The 17,767-nt window shown below is 56.3% G+C and carries 20 protein-coding genes; 12 read left to right on the forward strand and 8 right to left on the reverse strand.

Translation table 11 applies throughout. The features are described 5' to 3' along the window. Positions 1-75: 75 nt before the first annotated feature. Both M9920_06575 and M9920_06580 read right to left on the reverse strand, forming a co-directional pair. The gene (locus M9920_06575) at positions 76-810 is read right to left on the reverse strand and encodes a hypothetical protein (protein MCO5051949.1); all 735 of its coding nucleotides are present in this window, start codon (positions 808-810) and stop codon (positions 76-78) included. A gap of 3 nt (positions 811-813) precedes the next feature. Continuing rightward, entirely contained in the window at positions 814-1,035 is a 222-nt protein-coding gene (locus tag M9920_06580) for a helix-turn-helix domain-containing protein (protein ID MCO5051950.1), read from the reverse strand. 95 nt (positions 1,036-1,130) lie between these two features. Between M9920_06580 and M9920_06585 the strand changes: the two genes are divergently transcribed. Together M9920_06585 and M9920_06590 are read left to right on the forward strand one after the other, a co-directional pair. Then, positions 1,131-2,198: a site-specific DNA-methyltransferase gene (locus M9920_06585; protein ID MCO5051951.1), complete on the forward strand. Its 1,068-nt coding sequence runs from the start codon at positions 1,131-1,133 to the stop codon at positions 2,196-2,198. Beyond that, on the forward strand, positions 2,198-2,818 hold the full coding sequence (locus M9920_06590; GenBank protein MCO5051952.1) for an MvaI/BcnI family restriction endonuclease: 621 nt from the start codon (positions 2,198-2,200) through the stop codon (positions 2,816-2,818). Before M9920_06585 ends, M9920_06590 begins: the two co-directional genes overlap by 1 nt. Before the next feature lie 127 nt (positions 2,819-2,945). Here M9920_06590 and argH read toward each other — a convergent pair whose 3' ends face one another. Next, positions 2,946-4,349, reverse strand: coding sequence for an argininosuccinate lyase (gene argH / locus M9920_06595; protein ID MCO5051953.1), 1,404 nt, complete (start codon positions 4,347-4,349; stop codon positions 2,946-2,948). A 255-nt stretch (positions 4,350-4,604) separates the two neighbouring features. Between argH and pyk the strand changes: the two genes are divergently transcribed. From pyk to M9920_06620, 5 genes are all read left to right on the forward strand, one after another. Then, positions 4,605-6,011, forward strand: a complete 1,407-nt coding sequence (gene pyk, locus M9920_06600; GenBank protein ID MCO5051954.1) for a pyruvate kinase — start codon at positions 4,605-4,607, stop codon at positions 6,009-6,011. 114 nt (positions 6,012-6,125) lie between these two features. Further along, the gene (locus M9920_06605) at positions 6,126-6,950 is read left to right on the forward strand and encodes a methyltransferase domain-containing protein (protein ID MCO5051955.1); all 825 of its coding nucleotides are present in this window, start codon (positions 6,126-6,128) and stop codon (positions 6,948-6,950) included. Between the two features lie 95 nt (positions 6,951-7,045). Then, complete coding sequence (gene glf, locus M9920_06610; GenBank protein MCO5051956.1) at positions 7,046-8,230, forward strand: UDP-galactopyranose mutase; 1,185 nt, start codon at positions 7,046-7,048, stop codon at positions 8,228-8,230. Beyond that, positions 8,227-9,501 carry a glycosyltransferase gene (locus M9920_06615; protein ID MCO5051957.1) on the forward strand — a complete coding sequence of 425 codons (1,275 nt, stop codon included), beginning with the start codon at positions 8,227-8,229 and terminating at the stop codon, positions 9,499-9,501. The genes glf and M9920_06615 overlap by 4 nt, the downstream gene beginning before the upstream one ends. After that, positions 9,498-11,183, forward strand: a complete 1,686-nt coding sequence (locus M9920_06620; GenBank protein MCO5051958.1) for a hypothetical protein — start codon at positions 9,498-9,500, stop codon at positions 11,181-11,183. The genes M9920_06615 and M9920_06620 overlap by 4 nt, the downstream gene beginning before the upstream one ends. 11 nt (positions 11,184-11,194) lie before the next feature. Here the strand turns inward: M9920_06620 and M9920_06625 are convergent, their stop codons facing one another. Next, entirely contained in the window at positions 11,195-11,953 is a 759-nt protein-coding gene (locus M9920_06625) for a ubiquinone/menaquinone biosynthesis methyltransferase (protein MCO5051959.1), read from the reverse strand. A 173-nt stretch (positions 11,954-12,126) separates the two neighbouring features. Between M9920_06625 and M9920_06630 the strand changes: the two genes are divergently transcribed. The 5 genes from M9920_06630 to M9920_06650 all read left to right on the forward strand — a co-directional run bounded on the left by M9920_06630 (position 12,127) and on the right by M9920_06650 (position 15,752). Further along, a complete protein-coding gene (locus M9920_06630) occupies positions 12,127-12,540 on the forward strand; it encodes a response regulator (protein MCO5051960.1) in 414 nt (137 codons plus the stop codon). 13 nt (positions 12,541-12,553) lie between these two features. Next, complete coding sequence (locus M9920_06635; GenBank protein MCO5051961.1) at positions 12,554-12,817, forward strand: hypothetical protein; 264 nt, start codon at positions 12,554-12,556, stop codon at positions 12,815-12,817. A gap of 349 nt (positions 12,818-13,166) precedes the next feature. Beyond that, complete coding sequence (locus tag M9920_06640; protein ID MCO5051962.1) at positions 13,167-13,862, forward strand: hypothetical protein; 696 nt, start codon at positions 13,167-13,169, stop codon at positions 13,860-13,862. 64 nt (positions 13,863-13,926) lie between these two features. After that, the gene (locus tag M9920_06645; protein MCO5051963.1) at positions 13,927-14,526 is read left to right on the forward strand and encodes a hypothetical protein; all 600 of its coding nucleotides are present in this window, start codon (positions 13,927-13,929) and stop codon (positions 14,524-14,526) included. A gap of 113 nt (positions 14,527-14,639) precedes the next feature. Next, complete coding sequence (locus M9920_06650; GenBank protein MCO5051964.1) at positions 14,640-15,752, forward strand: DegT/DnrJ/EryC1/StrS family aminotransferase; 1,113 nt, start codon at positions 14,640-14,642, stop codon at positions 15,750-15,752. A gap of 114 nt (positions 15,753-15,866) precedes the next feature. Here M9920_06650 and M9920_06655 read toward each other — a convergent pair whose 3' ends face one another. The 4 genes from M9920_06655 to M9920_06670 all read right to left on the reverse strand — a co-directional run bounded on the left by M9920_06655 (position 15,867) and on the right by M9920_06670 (position 17,741). Next, on the reverse strand, positions 15,867-16,421 hold the full coding sequence (locus tag M9920_06655; GenBank protein ID MCO5051965.1) for an NUDIX hydrolase: 555 nt from the start codon (positions 16,419-16,421) through the stop codon (positions 15,867-15,869). An 82-nt stretch (positions 16,422-16,503) separates the two neighbouring features. Next, entirely contained in the window at positions 16,504-16,698 is a 195-nt protein-coding gene (locus M9920_06660; GenBank protein MCO5051966.1) for a hypothetical protein, read from the reverse strand. A gap of 63 nt (positions 16,699-16,761) precedes the next feature. Then, positions 16,762-17,256 carry a peptidylprolyl isomerase gene (locus M9920_06665; GenBank protein MCO5051967.1) on the reverse strand — a complete coding sequence of 165 codons (495 nt, stop codon included), beginning with the start codon at positions 17,254-17,256 and terminating at the stop codon, positions 16,762-16,764. A 23-nt stretch (positions 17,257-17,279) separates the two neighbouring features. Continuing rightward, positions 17,280-17,741, reverse strand: a complete 462-nt coding sequence (locus M9920_06670) for a peptidylprolyl isomerase (protein MCO5051968.1) — start codon at positions 17,739-17,741, stop codon at positions 17,280-17,282. Between the last annotated feature and the right edge of the window lie 26 nt (positions 17,742-17,767).

Raw genomic sequence — 17,767 nt, forward strand, 5'->3', positions numbered from 1 at the left:
AACAACTTCCGCCAGCGCGCCCGTTGCTTCGCCATTTCCTCTGTGCTGTCGGAGCGAGAGGCCAGGCAGGGAAGGTCAAAGCGTTACCTCTTGCTGACTGGCTTCGACGGCGTGCTCATATTGCTTTACCAGCCAATCATAACTTAAAAATTTGACGCGCCCGTTAATGTCACAAAACGAGGAATACCGCAGCTTACTCTCGAATTCCTTTCTTCTCTGCTGGTCCGCAACGATAAACATTTCAGTATGAAAATCTCGGAGGTCGTTGAACTTCAGCAGAGAGTTTTGGATGTCTGTGGACTGTTCGATTTCAAAAAAGCGACTGGGCATTTCACGTTGATTAAACCAGATCACATCAATCGTCTCGCTGCGCTTGACCAGCTTGGGATATGAAAAGCCCGGTATCGCGTTAAGAGTTCGCAATGACTCCAAAGAAGTATCAAGAAATCGCTTCCGCTTATCCTGGTTGGGAGACCAGCAACGAAACCCCTTCAGGTTTCCGAGTAATAGCAACAAGCCCTGGTAATAGGAGTGATCCACTTTTTTGACCGTTTCCGATTCCTTGTGGCCACTTTGCGCAATCAATCCTTTGGATTCCAACTCGTTTCGCTTGCTCGCCAACGCATACAGTCCTGGTTTGATTTTCAAAATCTCAGGTCGCAACTGCACAATCCTTCTGATGCTGGCAAACGGCGTCTTTGTACCCCATGCGCAATCTGAAATTTCAGAAACACGCTGGTACAGCTGCCCCAAGGTCGCCACGCCACCGAGCTTTTCCAAAGTGAGGATTACGGCTTCATGCTGTTTCATAGCTCAGATGTTTTCAAACAGCCTGGAGAGCTTGACGTTGAGCGCTTGGGCGAGTTTGGCAAGTCTGTCCAGCGAGATATTTTCCCGACCCCGCTCGATTTCCGAAAGGTAAGGCCAGCTCAAATCCGCTTTCTCCGCCAGTTGCTCCAGCGTCAGACCCGCGTTGGTGCGGCAGGTGCGGATGTTACTCCCCACAATCTCCCGATGTTTGCCAACATGAGCCACTCAACCAGCAAACTCGATTTCGTGCGCCGCCAACATTCGACATATCTAATGTTTAAGCTTGATCCCACTTCACAGATCGGGATCGATCTACATGAATGTCTGGATCGTCCCGGCGAAAGCGCTCGTCTTCCAAGACCGCCAGCAAGAAGCGGCCGGATCAGCGATCTGATCAAAAACTGCGACAAAAACCCCTCTATCGTACAAAGCCACCGAAACCTGCGAGCGCTGGACTTGTCGCCGCCACAACCATCGTTCCGGCGCATTTTGAACTTCGCGAAGACGGTACCATTAATGTCGAACGCAACGACGCGAAGCGCGCTCCGGTTCTGACCTTCACCGATTCCGCTCGCAACGTGTGGCTTTACCAAGGCAACTGCTTTGAATTGCTCGACGCGATTGCCGCCAAATATCCCGAAGGCCGCTTTGACTGCATCTTTGCCGACCCACCATATTTCCTCTCCAACGGTGGCATCACCTGTCACGCGGGGCGCATGGTGAAGGTGGACAAAGGTGATTGGGACAAATCGCAGGGCGCGGACGAAAATCACAACTTCAATCGCGAATGGCTGGCTCGTTGCCAGCGCGTCCTCAAACCCAACGGCACCATTTGGGTGAGCGGCACGCACCACGTCATTTTCTCCATCGGCTTCGCGATGCAGCAACTCGGCTTCAAGATTCTCAACGACATTGCGTGGGAGAAACCCAATCCGCCTCCCAATCTTTCCTGCCGCTACTTTACGCATTCCACAGAAACCGTTCTCTGGGCGGCCAAGAACGAGAAAAGCAAACACGCCTTCAACTATCAGGAGATGCGCAAGGTTACGGGCAAGCAGATGAAAACCGTCTGGCGCCGCGCTGAATTCTCCCGCGACGAAGCTGCTCTTGACGCCATCTGGACGATGACCGCGCCCGGAGGCGATGAAAAAACACACGGCAAACATCCCACGCAAAAACCCGTCGCACTAATCGAGCGATGCCTGCTCGCCTCCACTGGTGAAGGTGATTTGGTGCTTGATCCATTTCTTGGGGGAGGAACAACCGCCGTCGCTTGTGTCAGAAACAAACGCGGCTGCGTCGGCATCGAGATGGATGAAGCACACATGAATCTGTGCGTGAAGCGGATCAAAGCGGAGTCGGCAAAGGGTGAAGGAGAACTGTTTTAGTGGAGCGGAGCGAAGCAGTACAAAGGCTGCGGGCATTGCAAGGTCAAGACTTGCGCCCGCTTGCGGACCGCTACGAAGTCACAGTATGGCGAGCTGATAAAAAGAACAAAGGTTGGGCGGGTCATGTCATTGAACGGTATTTAGGACTTCCCATAAATTCTTCACAGTCGCCAAACTTTGGCTCGTGGGAATTGAAAATGGTTCCACTAAAAATAAACAGCAAGGGCCAGTTGCGGGTTAAGGAGACAATGGCCATTACCATGATTGACAGCTACAACGTCGCCCACACGCCATTCGATCGGAGCCATTTGCTGGCAAAGCTCCGCAAGGCGGTTGTCTGCGCTCGCATTTTTGAATCGCAGGCTGACGAACACAGTTTGCTTGCCCGAGTGGCCACTTTTGATTTGAGTGATCCGGAAATTCTCAACCAGGTCCGCGCAGATTATGAACTCGTTCGTTCTGCCATTCGCACCCGAGGCTTTGAATCATTGACTGGAGCAATGGGCATTCTCGTTCAACCCCGAACCAAAGGGGCCGGGCATGGTAGCACCAGCCGTGCGTTTTACGCCCGAACCCAATTTGTAACGCGAATTCTTGGCCTTGAGCAGCCACGGCAATAGCCTTTGCTCTGCCCGTGCGAAACCAAAGCGCCAGAGGGCTGGCGCACTCCAGGATGCTGGCGCGCGCTTTGAAAGCGGCTCGACAAATGCGAAGCAGTCTTGAACTGCGGTGGCTCTCCACCACTTTTTACACACTCAACAACTTCCGCCAGCGGGTCAGTTGCTTCGTCACTTCCTTCGTGCCGGGGGCGCCGGGAAGATTGCGTTTGGTCATCGCGCGATTCAGATCGAAGATGGTCAACGCATCGCGCTCAAAGGTTTTATCAATGGATTGCAGGTCGGCGAGCGCGAGTTGGTTTAACGCCTTGCCCGTGCCTTCGGCCAGCGCCACCACGGCGCCGACGATGTGATGGGCTTTGCGGAACGGCAGACCCTTTTGCACGAGATAATCGGCAAGGTCGGTCGCGAGCAGCGCGGGGTCGCTCGCGGCGGCACGGCAGACGGATGGATTCACGGTCGTGTTCAGCAGCATGGCGCTCATCAACCGCACGCAGGCGCGCACGGTGTCGGCGGTGTCGAACAACCGTTCCTTGTCCTCCTGCAAATCGCGATTGTAGGTCATGGGCAGGCCCTTGAGCAGCGTGAGCAGCGCCAGCAGGTTGCCGTACACGCGCCCGGTCTTGCCACGCGTCAACTCCGCCACGTCGGGATTTTTCTTCTGCGGCATGAGCGACGAGCCGGTGGTGTAGGCGTCGGCGATCTTGATGAAGTTGAATTCCGCACTGGCCCAGAGAATCACATCCTCTGCGAGGCGCGACAGGTGCATGGCAATCACGGCGGCGGCGGCGCAAAATTCAATGGCGAAATCACGGTCGCTCACGGCGTCCATCGAGTTTTGCGTGAGTTGCACCTTGCCGTCGGTATCCACAAAGCCGAGCAACTTCGCGACGAGCGCACGATCCAGTTTCAGGGTCGAACCAGCAATCGCACCGCTGCCGAGCGGACAGACATTCACGCGCGAATGACAATCCCAAAGCCGCTCGCAATCGCGTTCGAGCATCTCGACGTAGGCCAGCAGATGATGCGCAAAATAGACGGGCTGCGCGCGTTGCAGGTGCGTGTAGCCGGGAATGACGACGGCAGCGTTGGCGGCGCCGAGGGTCACCAGCGTGCGTTGCAGGCCGACGATTTCGCCGAGCAGCGATTTGATTTCGTCGCGCAACCAAAGACGCATATCCAGTGCGACCTGATCATTACGCGAGCGGGCGGTGTGGAGTTTCGCGCCGGCGGGAACACGTTCGGTGAGCGCGGATTCGATGTTCATGTGAACGTCTTCGAGTTCCGGTTTCCACTTGAACGTGCCGGTGGCAATCTCTTTCCCGATTTTGTCCAGCCCGGCGATGATGGCTTTGGCCTCGGCGGCGGTGAGCACACCGATTTTTTGCAACATGGTGGCGTGGGCCATGGAGCCAAGGAGGTCGTGCTCCCACAACCGCCAGTCGAAGGAGATGGATTCGGAGAACGCGGCGACATCCGCGCCCGGCCCGGAGCGGAACCGGCCACTGCGCGACACTGGAGATTTCTTCGTCATAAAAGCGGTCTGAATTTGGGGCGAAATCCGGGCGAAGTCACGCGGGGAATCGCGCGGATGGGTGAATCGTTAAAACGTTGCCGGCCAGGTTGACCGCTCTCCCCAGAATCGAAGGACGCGATCGCCCCCGGTCGCAGCGACGGCCAGCGGCGTCACGGATATTTCTGTCCGCAGCCGGAGGCATTAGGTAATTTGACCTGGGCCGAATGACCGGGATTTGATCATCCGCAGTCCGTACGGCCACCAACCCGCATTATGAGAAAAACCAAGATCATCGCCACTTTGGGGCCAGCCACCAGTTCTGACGAATTGATCGGCGCCTTGATGGAGGCCGGAGTGGATCTCTTCCGCCTCAACATGTCACACGCTTCACATGAATGGACTCGCGACGTGGTGGCCAACATTCGCGCGGGCAGCGCGGCGCGACGGTGTCAGGTGGGGATTTTGATGGATACGCAAGGCCCGGCCATTCGCACCGGCGATCTCTCCGTGCCGCTGCCGTTGCAGCCCGGAGAACACTTCACTCTGACGGTGCGCGGCGAGCGCAGTGAAGAGGAACATTCCGTGGACGTGAACTATGAGAATTTCATCAACGACATCAACGTGGGGGACGTGGTGTTGCTGGACAACGGGATGATTCAGATGAAGGTGCTGGCGAAGGCCGGCAACAAGGTGGAGTGCAAGGTGCTCACTGCGGGAACTTTGGGCAGTCGGCGCCACATCAATCTGCCGGGGGTGAAAGTCAGTCTGCCCGCGTTGACCACCAAGGACATTGCCGACGTCAAACTGGGTCTGGAACTGGGAGTGGATTTCATCGCTCTATCCTTCGTGCGCAAGGTGGAGGATTTGCGGGAGCTAAAAAAACAATTCCCCGCCCGGGGCGCGCAGCCGCAGGTCATTGCCAAAATCGAGGATCAGGAAGCCATCGCCAATCTGGAGGCGATCATTACCGAAGCGGACGGGGTGATGGTGGCGCGCGGAGATCTGGGCATTGAGATTCCGTACGAAGAATTGCCCATTGTCCAGCGGCGCATTGTAAAAACCTGTTTGCGCCACGGCAAACCGGTGATCGTGGCCACGCACATGCTCGAAAGCATGATCAAAATGCCCATGCCCACGCGGGCGGAAGTCACCGACGTGGCCAACGCGGTTTATGAACAAGCCGACGCCATCATGCTCAGCGGAGAAACCACGGTGGGCAAATATCCGGTCAAGTGCGTCCAGGTGTTTGACCGGATTGCGCGACGGATCGAACGCAGCGGCGGCGCGAACTTTCACGAGCTGGCGGCGTTGACGCAGGTGCGGCAGAAGATTGTGAAAAGCGCGGTGGTGATGGCGAATGAGTTGCGTGCGGAAGCCATTCTGGTTTTTACGCGGCACGGCAGCATGGCGCGTTACGCCAGTTGGATGCGACCGCGATTCTCCGTCATTTACGCCCTCTGCGCGCAGGCGGAGGTGGCGCGACACCTCAGCTTAAACTGGGGCATTACTCCGGTGGTGATTCCCTTTGACGTCATCAATCCGCAAAACACCATTGAAGCGGCATTGCGTCATCTCCGCGAGCGGGACTGGCTGCAGACCGGTCAGACGGCGGTGATCATCGGCTCGACGCTATCGGGGGATCAGATCATTGACGCCGTGCAGATGCGGGTGGTGGAGTGAGGACAGCGGGTAAGGTTGATCCCCATTTGAACGATAAAAAGGCTTTTAGGTAGATCGAATAAAAACCATATTTGCGGCCAGTCCGAACCGATTAACATATAAAATCCACCTTGAATGAGTACGACCAAGTTCAATGCCGACATCGGCAATCAAGTGTTCCGGGATAAAGTTGCGGCAATTTATGGCTGGTCCACTAAAACCGGGACGTTGGATCCCCGGCTGATGTATTATCTGCAGTTGGTTGACCAGACAGGCTCGCTGACCGCCGGCAAACATTTGGTGGATTTAGGTCCCGGATTGGCGGCCTTTGGTCCGGTGGCGCGAGCGCTGGGACTGGAGGTCACACTGATTGATGACTTTGCCGGTGGCGGCGGGGTGGATAGGGAACAGCGTGAAAAGGCGATGCAGATCATGGCGGCCTTGCGGGATCAACTTGGCATTCAACTGCTTGAAATGGATTTTTTGCAAACGCCACTGCCTTTGGCTGACGCCAGTGTGGATGTGGTTACCTGCTTTCACAGCTTGGAACATTGGCATCATTCGCCGAAGCGACTTTTTGCCGAGATCACCCGTGTGGTGCGGCCCGGTGGCTTTTTAATTTTGGCCACCCCTAATGCCGTCAATCTCCGCAAGCGCATTTTTGCGCTGCTGGGAAAATCCCCGGTCTCCAGCCTCAAGGGCTGGTATCACGACGGAGATCCCGTCTATCGCGGTCACGTCCGTGAGCCGGTGATTCGCGATCTGCACCAGATCCTGCAATGGAATGGCTTTGACGTGATCAGCACTCAGGGGCGCAATTACATTGGCGGTTACAGTATCGCGCTGCGGTTCCTGCCGTCCAAATGCGTTCGCTTGATTGCGACCGGGGCGAACTATCTGCTACGCGCTTTCCCTTCGCTGTGTTCCGATATTCACGTGATCGGCCAGAAGCGACGTTAACCCGTCCGTACGCGCCGTCATTTGGTTGTTCCAATCATTTAAGGGCGGATGGGAATTGAATCTGACCGCAATTACGTGATTATCTTTGCCGGAATATGGGTACGAAACAATTTGCAGTAGCCGGAGCGGGCTTTGCCGGAGCGGTGATCGCGCGCGAGTTGGCGTTGCACACGAACCGCCGGGTGGTGGTATTCGATGAGCGTCCGCACGTGGCGGGTAATTGCCATACTGAACGGGATGAAGCCACCGGCGTCATGGTGCATCGGTACGGCTCGCATATTTTTCATACGGACCGGCAGGACGTTTGGGATTATGTGAATGCTTTCATGCCGTTTCGTCCGTATGTGCATCGCGTGTTGGCGCAAACTCCGCGGGGATTATTCTGGCTGCCGATTAATTTACTGACCATCAACCAGTTCTTCGGGAAGTCCCTGCAACCGGCCGAAGCCCAAGCCTTTCTGGAAACCTTGGGCGACCAATCGCTCCGAGAACCTCGAAACTTCGAGGAACAGGCGCTGCGGTTTCTGGGGCGGGAGTTATACGATAACTTCTTCCTCGGTTACACCAAGAAACATTGGGGTTGCGAGCCCACGGAAATTCCCGCGTCAGTTTTGAAGCGATTGCCGGTGCGCTTCGACTGCAATGACTGTTATTACAACAGCTCGTTTCAAGGCATTCCGGAACACGGCTACACGGAATTGGTGCGGCGGATTCTGGACCATCCGCAAATCGAAGTGCGGTTGGCTGAAAAATTTGTTCCGGAAGCTTGCGGGGAGTTTGAACACGTCTTCTTCACGGGCCCCATTGACGCGTTTTTCAACTTCCGCCACGGACGGCTGAACTACCGCACGGTCACGTTTAAGCGGCACGAAATAAAAGGGGATTTTCAAGGTACCGCCGTGGTCAATTACACGGACTTCAGCGTGCCCCAGACGCGCATTCACGAATACAAACATTATACTCGCTGGGAACAACATGATCGGACCGTGGCTTTTTCCGAGTACAGTCAGGCGACGGGGGAGGGGGATATTCCGTATTACCCGGTGCGCCGGCCATCGGACAAAACCTTGCTGCGCCAATACTACGATCTGGCGGTAGCGACGCCGTCCATCTCTTTCCTCGGTCGCTTGGCGACCTACCGGTACCTGGACATGCACCAGGTCATTGCCGAATCGCTCGACTTCGCCAAAGTGTTCCTCGCGGATTATCAGGCCAAGGCCAGGTCTCTTCCGAAATTCACGCCGAAAGTGGCGGAGATGATTCAGGCGCAGACGCTATGAGGACTGGCCAGGCGCCGAAGGTGCTGATGATTGCTTATGCCTGTAATCCCGAAGGCACCGGGGAACACTGGCTCGGCTGGGGTTGGGCCGAACAGGCGGCGAAAAATCACCGTGTTTATTTGATCACCACTCCCAATGCGCGCGAGTCGGTTGAACGCAACGCCAAAATTCACGGGATCACTGTGCGCTTCGCCTCAGTTTCCACGCGGTTACGAAAACTCACGGACCGCTGCGGCCGGCTTGGCTCGTGGATGCGAAAAATTGTCTGGGCTTATCAAGTCGAACGCATCGCCGCGGAATGGCATGCGCAGGAGCAGTTCGCTCTGGTTCATCAAACCACGTTTCACTCGTTTCGCTTTCCATTTTTAGCCAATCGGTTGGGCGTTCCCTCGGTCTGGGGACCGATAGCGGGTGGTGAACATGTTCCGAGTGGATTCTCCGGCTACATCCGCCCGGTCTATCTGCCCGAACCGCTGCGCCGGATTGGAAACCGGCTTTGGTTGCTCTGGCCGCCGGTGCAACGAGCGTTGCAGCGGACCGATGTCCTTTTCGTTTCCAATCGTCAGACCTTGAAATTTCTGGGCGCCAAACTGGCGGTCAAGAGCGTGGTCGTCGCTCCGAACGCACTGCGTCCCGAAGACGAAAAAAGCGTGACGCCACCCAACGACTCCCGGCCCGGTTCGCCGGCGCCAGGCGCAGCCGCTGACGACCCGGCGCGCGGTCTGAAATTGCTTTATGTTGGCAATTGTTTGCCTACGCGAGCCATGGCCATGGTGTTCGCGGCACTCGCGCAGGCCGCGCTGAAAAATTGTGAACTGACGATTATTGGCGGGGGTGACGGTTTCAAATTCTGGCAGTCACAGGCGCGCAAGTATGGAGTCAGTGAATCGGTAAAATTCCTTGGCCGGATTCCCCATGCGCAACTGGCGCAATACTATCAGCAAGCTGATTTGCTGGTGTTCCCGGCCTTGCGCGATAGCGGTGGCTCGGCGCTGCTGGAGGCGATGTCCAAAGGGGTTCCGGTCCTTTGCTTTGACTGGGCCGGTCCCGCTGAAATGGTGGATGCGGATTCAGGTGTTAAAATTCCCGTTACCCATCCGCAGGAAACCATCCGCGCGCTTGCGGGCGCGTTGGTTCAACTGGACCAAGATCCGGCGCGGCGCAAACAGCTCGGTCAGCGAGCGCTGATCCATGCGCAAACCCATTTTACCTGGGCGGCCAAACGCGAATTACTGGAGCAAACCTACGAACGCTTATGGGCCGCACAATGAGTTCTCGCCGGGCGCTTCTCGAAGCCTGCTTCCGTTACTTTGATCGGCAGCAAATTCCTTATTGTGTCCAGCGAAACTACGCCGAGCTATTTGACGATCCGACGTCCGATGTGGATTTATTGACCTTGCCCGGACGAGTTGACGACCTCTTGACCGGTTGCATCATCGCGGCAGAACAGGTCGGCCAACGCCTGGTTCAGAAAACGCGGTTCGTCAATCACTCGCTCGTATTTTGGGATGGAACCAGCGGATTCGTCCGGATTGATGTGGACGTCAGCAAACGCTGGCACCGCTACCCCCTGCTGAGAGCGGAGGAGATCCTGCGGGAACGCCGCCGCCAGAACGGTTTTGACGTTCCGTCTCCACGGCACGAGTGTGTCATCGTTCTGATTCAGGCGCTCTGGCAGGGACAATTGAGTGACCGCTATGCGGCACGCCTACAAGAGTTAAAGCGCGAGCGGGCGGATTCAACGGAACTGATCGCCATATTCGAGGCCGCGTTCGGTATCCGTGAAAACCTTCTCGACAAGCTCTCCGATCCGATGCTGGTTCAGCGGTTGCGATGTGCGGTCCGCCGCAACACGTTCTTGCGGCCCACGCGCGCGGCGCGTTTGATTGGCCACGGTTTCGAGGATCTGGCGCGTTTGTATCAGCGTCTTAAAGCTCCGCCGGGCCTCGCGTTGCGAAGCATTGGCGCTGCCGAGGCGCAACTGCTGGAACTGCGCCACCGACTCGCCGTATTGTTCCCGCTGAAAAAGGGCTTCGACGCGGGCAAACCGACGCAACCCGGAAAGTTTCGTAAAGCATTATTCAAGGGAGGTTTGGCGATCGAGTCCTGGCCCAGCTCAGACCGACCGGCGCCAATCATCCGCCGCCGGTGGCTCAACCTCAATCGGAGTTTTGCCGTCCTGCGCGAAGCAAACGGGATTTCCCATTGCATGCACGTGGCGACCGGGGCCATGGCAACAACGGACAATTTTGCCGACGGTCTGGCCGACTTTATCTGTCGGACGCTCGCCAAGTCGCTTTCCGATCAACGACCAAGTGGCCGGGGCGCGTTCCTGGCCCTGGTGGGTCTGGATGGTTCCGGCAAGACTACACTGGCCCGCAATCTGGCGCATCGGGTTACGAGCGATGCGCGGTTTGCGGGCGTGCGGTATTTTCACTGGTTGCCAACCCCCGGTCAGACCGTCGAATTTCCGCTCCCCGAACCGGGGAATCAACCGCGCAACCGGAAGCAGCAACGCGGAGTCTGGGCGGCAATGCTTTCAATCCTGCGCCTGCTGAAAAACCTTATTCGAGTCCGACTGGCTTGGTGGCGAAGCTTGCGTCCGTTACTACGTCGCGGTGGGTTGGTGATGCTTGATCGTTACTACTTTAATTACTACCTGGATCCGGTTTCCGTTAAGTTTTTCGCCTCCAAACGGTGGCTTGACCAGCTCTGCCGATTTTTTCCACGTCCGGATTACGTCATCCTTCTGCGGCCTCCAATGGAAGTCCTGACCCGGCGCAAACAGGAACTATCAGCTGCGGAAATAATTCAGCAAAACACACAACTTGAAGGCATGCGGTTTGATGGCGCGCATATCATTGAGGTGGATGCAACCCAAGCGTCAGAAAAAATCGCCGATTACATCTTGGATACAATCCGGACTTCGACTGAAAGGCATCCGTCTGCGTAAAGTTGCGCCGCTCAAGTCCCGGGTCGCTCGCCGTAATTGATGCTCATGGCGCCGCCAAGAAGATTTTCAATGCGGACGTGGATCAACCCCAGCTCCCGCATGTGCGCGGCAACGCCGCGTTGCGCTGGATATCGTTGCAGCGATTCCAGAATGTAAGCGTAGGCGCTGGGTTTGCCGCAGCTTAACAAACCTAAAATCGGCACGCCGAGGCGCAGGTAGCCAAAGTACAAGGCGCGCCAAAGGGCGTGGTCAGGTTTGCCGAAATCGAGAATCAATAAGCGCCCGCCGGGTCGGGCCACGCGCATCATTTCCGCCAAACCCAATTGCCAACTCGCCAGATTGCGCAAGCCGTATCCGACGGTGACCACGTCGAAGGACTGATCCGCGAAGGGAAGTTTTTGCGCATCGCCTGGTACAAATACCGGGTTCACGGTTTTGGTTCGCGCCTGGCGCGCGGCCGCCACGGCCAGCATTGATCGGTTAAAATCCAGGCCAGTGACTGCAGCGCCGGCTTGCGCCAGCGCAAAGGCCAGATCGCCGGTGCCGCAACAAACATCCAGAGCCTGCTCGCCGGGTTGCAAACGGGCCAAACGAACCAGCCGACGTTTCCAGCGACGGTGCAAGCCCAGGCTTTGCAGGTCGTTGATGAAATCGTAATGAGGCGCAATCGTCGTAAACAGCCGATTGACTTGGGCGGCGCGTTCACGGCCAGGATGATAAAACTCGTTCCCCATGTTGGGCAGAATCGTCCCAATACTGGCCAGAGACATGGCTGGAAGCGACCAAATTCGCCCCGCCATTAGGTCGGATACATAATGCGTCGAACGTCGCGGCATTGGGCCACGCGCGGCGGCGGGTTGTCAGTTCGTTTCCATCGAGCGCGTCGTTCATCGGCACTGGTTTGATTATTGCTCTTTCAGAATCGTTTTGAGGGATTAATGGAATGAACGCGAACAAAAAGAAAATTCTCATTGTGGATGACGATCCGGTTGTGCAACAAGCCATGGCCATCACTCTCAAAACGCGCGGTTACGAGGTGCTCACCGCTTCCGACGCCGCCGAGGGAGTCAACATTGCGCGCACGCAGCGGCCCGACGCCATCTTGCTCGACATCAATTTTCCCAATGATTTTGGCAGCGTTGCCTGGGATGGATTGAGAATTTTGGAATGGCTCAAGCGGATTGATGAAGCCGCAAAAACACCGGTGTTTATCATCACGGCGGGCAACCCGGACAAATACGTCGCTCGCGCTCGTGAGTTGGGCGCGGTGGGTTTCTTTCGCAAGCCAGTGGCGAGCGCGGAATTGGTCGCCGCCCTGGATCGCGCCTTCACCACCGAACCAGCCACCGTTTCCTGAATCCTCCACCGTTATGAGTAATTCCCATGATCCCATTGTCTTGACCCCCAGTCAGGTGGAGACGTTAAACCAACAGCTTTCGATGATGCGCCATTCCGTGAACAACCATCTCTCGCTGGTGATGGCGGCGGTGGAATTGGTGCGGCGCAAACCGGAGGCGGTGGAACGCATGTCCGGCACGCTGACCGAGCAGCCGGATAAAATCGCGGAGGCGATGAAGAAATTTTCGGCAGAATTCGAGCTTGCGTTAGGGATCAAGAATCACCGAATGGTGTAACCCGATTACTGGGCCAGCGTTGAAGCTGCCACCCAGTGCGACTCGAGCGTTCGCGGAGTAACGGATTCAATCAGGCCCGCGGTTTTTGATTCGAGGCGCGCGATTGATCAGACGCCGAACCGGCGCACCGGTGAAAAAAAATTCTGCCCAACTATGCCGGCGCACGAGGTAAATTTTGCCTGTTCAAACGAGCCGCAGCCCAGTGATATCAGCAGGTTTGTTCGTGAATTGAGCAGGTTTCCGAGTCTGAAAATTTATCCCGGAGCTGGCACAGGATTGGCTTGGTTAAGGGCATTACGTGGCGTTTCGACGCGAGAATTTTGATGCCGCGACAACAAAGACAAAAACTATGCAAACAGTAAAATGGTTCGTTATCGGCACGGTGCTGGCAGCTCTGTCTTGGGTGCCGACCCTGCGCGCGCAAGAGACGGAAACGGTTAATTACCGGCCCTTTGGAATAAGTGTGGACGCGAGTTCACTCGGTTTTGGGGTTTCGGCCAATTGGCGTTTCCATGATCACTTTGGCGCGCATGCCGGGATTCAACACTTCGGAATTTCCAAGGATAACAAAAAGATTGAAGGCATTTCATACGATGCCGATTTGCGGCTGCTCTCCGAACCGCTGGCGCTGGATTATTATCCGTGGGCCAGCAATCCCTTCCGCATCTCTGCGGGCATCCTGCTCAATCAAAGTCGTTTGAAGGGCGATGTGCCACAGGACCCCGTAGCGGGTCGGACCATGCTGAACATCGGGGCCAATGTTTATGATTCTTCAGCAATCGGCAATCTGGACTTGAAAATTGATTCGAAGGCCGTCGCTCCGTTTGTCTCCATTGGCACCAGTGTTTACCTGGATGCAGCCAAGCACTGGTCTCTTAACGGCGAATTAGGTATCGCCTACACCGGGTCTCCGGAGGTGATTCTGGGCAACAGTGGTCCGGGCGTCGTGACGCCGCCGGACCTGGCCATGGAAGCCAGCAAAATCAAAGACGACGTCTGGAAGGTTTATCCAATTGTCAGACTCGGCGTGAGTTTTTCCTTCTAACTCCTCAGGTGTTGAAATGAGTTTGAGCGCGGCTTAGTCCAGTTGACGGCCGCGCTCGCTTAACATGCGATCAAAGCTCAAATACATTTTCATCGCGGGAATTGCCCTGGCAATCGTTGAAGGGGTGTTCAAATTTTCCTCGCCGCGTTCGCTGTTTCGTTTCGGTTCAGTGCTGGAAGTGCAACCGCTGCCCGTCCAGGCGAAGGAAACCACGCACACTGCCAGCACGGTCCCGCCACCGGCTGACTCGGCGGAAAATCGCTGGTCCACGCAGATGGGTACCGTACTCACGAGCGAAAATTCTCCCACGGCCAAGGCTATCACGCTGTTGGAACTGTTTCCCAGCCTCCCGCCACAGGCGCAATTGGAGGCGGCGCAGCACACCAGTCACTTGTTGGCGGACGACTACTACGGAGCGCTGGGGGCACAATTAACCAATGCGATGATCACTCCCGCGGCGCGGCGCGTCATCTTTGCCGATCTACTGACGCGCCGACCAACCGTCAAGCTGCCATGGTTGGTCGCTGTGGCCAGCGCGGATCTGGAAGGGGAATCCGCCGAAGCGCTGGCTCTACTCAAGACGGTTTTACGCGAAGATTACGGCACGGATTGGGCAATGTGGCGGGAACAAACCACGGCGTGGTTGACCATGCATCCAGAATGAAGACCTGCAAAATTGCGGATAATCTTCGGTACTCCACGGCGCGAAAATTGATTTGCCGGGAACCATTTTGCGTTATCTTCGACCTACGTTTTACAGAGTAAAATTAAAATCAAATGCACGATAAAATTCCTTATCTCGACCTGCCGGCGCAACTGCGCCCGTTACGCAAAGAAATTGATGCCGTCATCGCCCGCACGATTGATAACTGCTCGTTTTGTCTGGGCCCGGACGTCGCGCAATTCGAGAAAGACTTTGCCCGCTATTGCGGCGCCGAACACTGCGTGGCTTTCAATACCGGCACTTCCGCCCTGCACGTCGCGATGTTGTTGCTCGGCATTGGCGCGGGAGACGAAGTCATCAGCACCCCGCATACGTTTGTGGCCACCAGTTGGGCGATTTCGTACGTGAATGCCAAACCGGTGTATGTGGATATTGACGACGCCACCTTTAATTTGGACCCGCGACTCCTTGAAAAGGCCATCACGCCGCGCACCAAGGCCATCGTGCCAGTGCATCTTTACGGCCATCCGTTCAATCTGGACGGCGTGCTGGCCGTAGCCCGAAAGCATAATTTACCTGTGGTGGAAGACGCCTGTCAGGCGCACGGCGCCAAATACAAAGGCCGCACCATCGGCACGTTCGGCGCCATCTCCTGCTACAGTTTTTATCCCGGAAAGAATCTCGGCGCCGCCGGTGAAGGTGGTGCGTTGGTGACGAACAACGCCGACTTTGCGCGCCGCGCGCGGTCGCTGCGTGAGCATGGTTCTTCGGTACGCTATTATCACGACGAAGTGGGCTTCAACTACCGCATGGAAGGCATCCAAGGCGCGGTGCTGGGCGTGAAATTACCGCATCTGCCCGCGTGGACCGCCGGACGCCAACGAGTTGCCAGGCGGTATGCGGAATTGCTGAAGGACACCCCGCTGCAACTGCCTGTGCAGGCCGACTGGGCGGAGAGCGTCTGGCATTTGTACGTCGTACGGCATCCCCAGCGTGACGCGCTTAAAAAGCATCTCGAAGCGAACGGGGTGGGTTGTGCGTTACACTACCCGTTGCCATTACACCTCCAAAAATGTTACGCAAGCCTCGGCTACCGCGCGGGAGATTTTCCGGTGTCGGAAAAAGCCGCGCGCGAATGTTTGAGTTTGCCGATTTATCCGGAACTGACCGACACGCAAATCGAGCGCGTGGTTGCCGTCATCAAGGATTTCTTCAAGAAAAATTGAGGTTGGTAACGGGCACCAGGCCATTGCGTCGGCAGCGGACGGGCGTACGCTAAAACGTGGTCATTCCCATCCGGCGATCCCGCAGTCACAACTGCGGTGTCTCGACGGCTGCCGTTATGACTTCAAGCTGCGCTGCCACAGCTCCAGATGATATAACGCCACAGTAACGAGCGAGTGATGGATTTGCTTTCCGGCAATCAATCGCGGCAGGTCGGCGAGCGGCACGAGTTTGGTGATCAAGTCTTCCCCCGAATCGAACGCGACAGCCCCGCGCGGTTCGCAATTCTCAACCAGCACCGTGTAACATACGTTGTTCATGATCGCCGGGTTGGGAAAAATTTCGCCGAGAATCCGGGCGTTGGCGCCTTCGTAACCCGTTTCTTCACGCAGTTCCCGCACGCCGGCGGCGACGGGCGAAGCGTCGCTCGTTTCAATCATGCCGCCCGGAATTTCCAATTCCACCGTGTTCGTGCCGTGACGATACTGCTCCACCATGATGAGCTGTTGATCCGGAGTGATGGCGGTGACATTGACCCAGTTACCGGCTTCAATGACGTAAAAATCGTGAGGCTGATGGGTGCGGGGAGAAACTTTGCGGTCGTTGCGAACGGTGAAAATTCGGAAATTACCAACCGACTGAGAGCTGAGTTTGGGCCAAGGTTGAATCATGCGATTTCAGATTTGTGATTTACCAGGGCGTGGATGATTGCGACCCCGCCAAGGCGCAAATCGTAAATCCAACCTCGCCAATTCAGAAGCCCTTTTCTTTCGCCGCCCAGCCTTGCCGCATCAAACCGAGCAAGTGAGTCAGAGCGTCCTCGTAGGAGCGATTTTTCTGCGTTGCCAACTGTTGCGCGCGGCGGTCCAGTTGCAGTGCCATTTCCTCGGCCCGATCAGTGGGGCACCCGAGCGAAACCAAAAGCTGCGCGAGTTGTCCCGAGTTCATAACCCACAAAATACCGCCAATCCCGCTTCGCTCGTCCAGCTCTCCGTGTCCACCGGTGCTGCCTCAAGCCGCTGCTGGCACAATCGAAATACTTTCGATGTGCATTCGTGTCACCGGACGATCTCCCGGCGCAGTCTGGGTCGTGGCGATTTTTTCCAGCACTTCGTCGCCCTTGATCAACTGACCAAACGCGGTGTATTGCCGATCCAGGAATCGCGCGTCGGCGTGACAAATGAAAAACTGCGAGCCAGCCGAATTGGGATCGCTGGAGCGCGCCATCGAAAGCACGCCGCGCACATGCGGTTTGTCGTTGAACTCGGCTTTGATTTGATAACCGGGGCCGCCCGTGCCCCACCGGCGCTGCTGGCTTTCCTCCTTGGTCAACGGATCCCCACCCTGGATCATGAAATTTTTGATCACCCGATGGAAACATGTGCCGTCGTAAAAGCCTTGTTGGGCCAGTTTTTTGAAATTCTCGACGTGACCGGGCGCGACGTCCGACCAAAATTTCAAGTGAATTTCTCCTTCGGAGGTTTTGATGATGGCAATTTCGTCCATGACAAAAGCGGATGGGTTGCGGGTTATTTGATGGAATCGGCCGGGACGATGGTAATGCTTTCGATGTTCGCGCGTTTGATCGGGCGATCCGGACCTTCGGTCGGTGTGGTGGCGATTTTATCGAGCACGTCCTCACCTTTGATCAACTTGCCAAAAACAGTGTATTGGTGATCCAACTGTCGTGGGCTGCCGTGACAGATGAAGAATTGCGAGCCGGCCGAGTTGGGATCGGGTGTGCGGGCCATGGACAACGTGCCGCGCACATGCGGCTTGTCGTTGAATTCGGCATTGATGGTGTATCCCGGGCCGCCTTGCCCCCAAAGACTCTTCTTGCTCTCGTCCTTGGAATTCGGATCCCCCGCCTGGATCATGAATCCCTTGATCACCCGGTGGAAGCATTGGCCGTCATAAAATTTTTCCTTGGCGAGTTTCTTAAAATTCTCCACGTGCTTCGGGGCGACCTCGGGAAAAAATTCCACCACCATGACGCCTTCGCTGGTGGTGATAACGC

It is taken from the genome of Verrucomicrobiia bacterium (assembly GCA_023953615.1).
Classification (GTDB): domain Bacteria; phylum Verrucomicrobiota; class Verrucomicrobiia; order Limisphaerales; family JADLHS01; genus JADLHS01.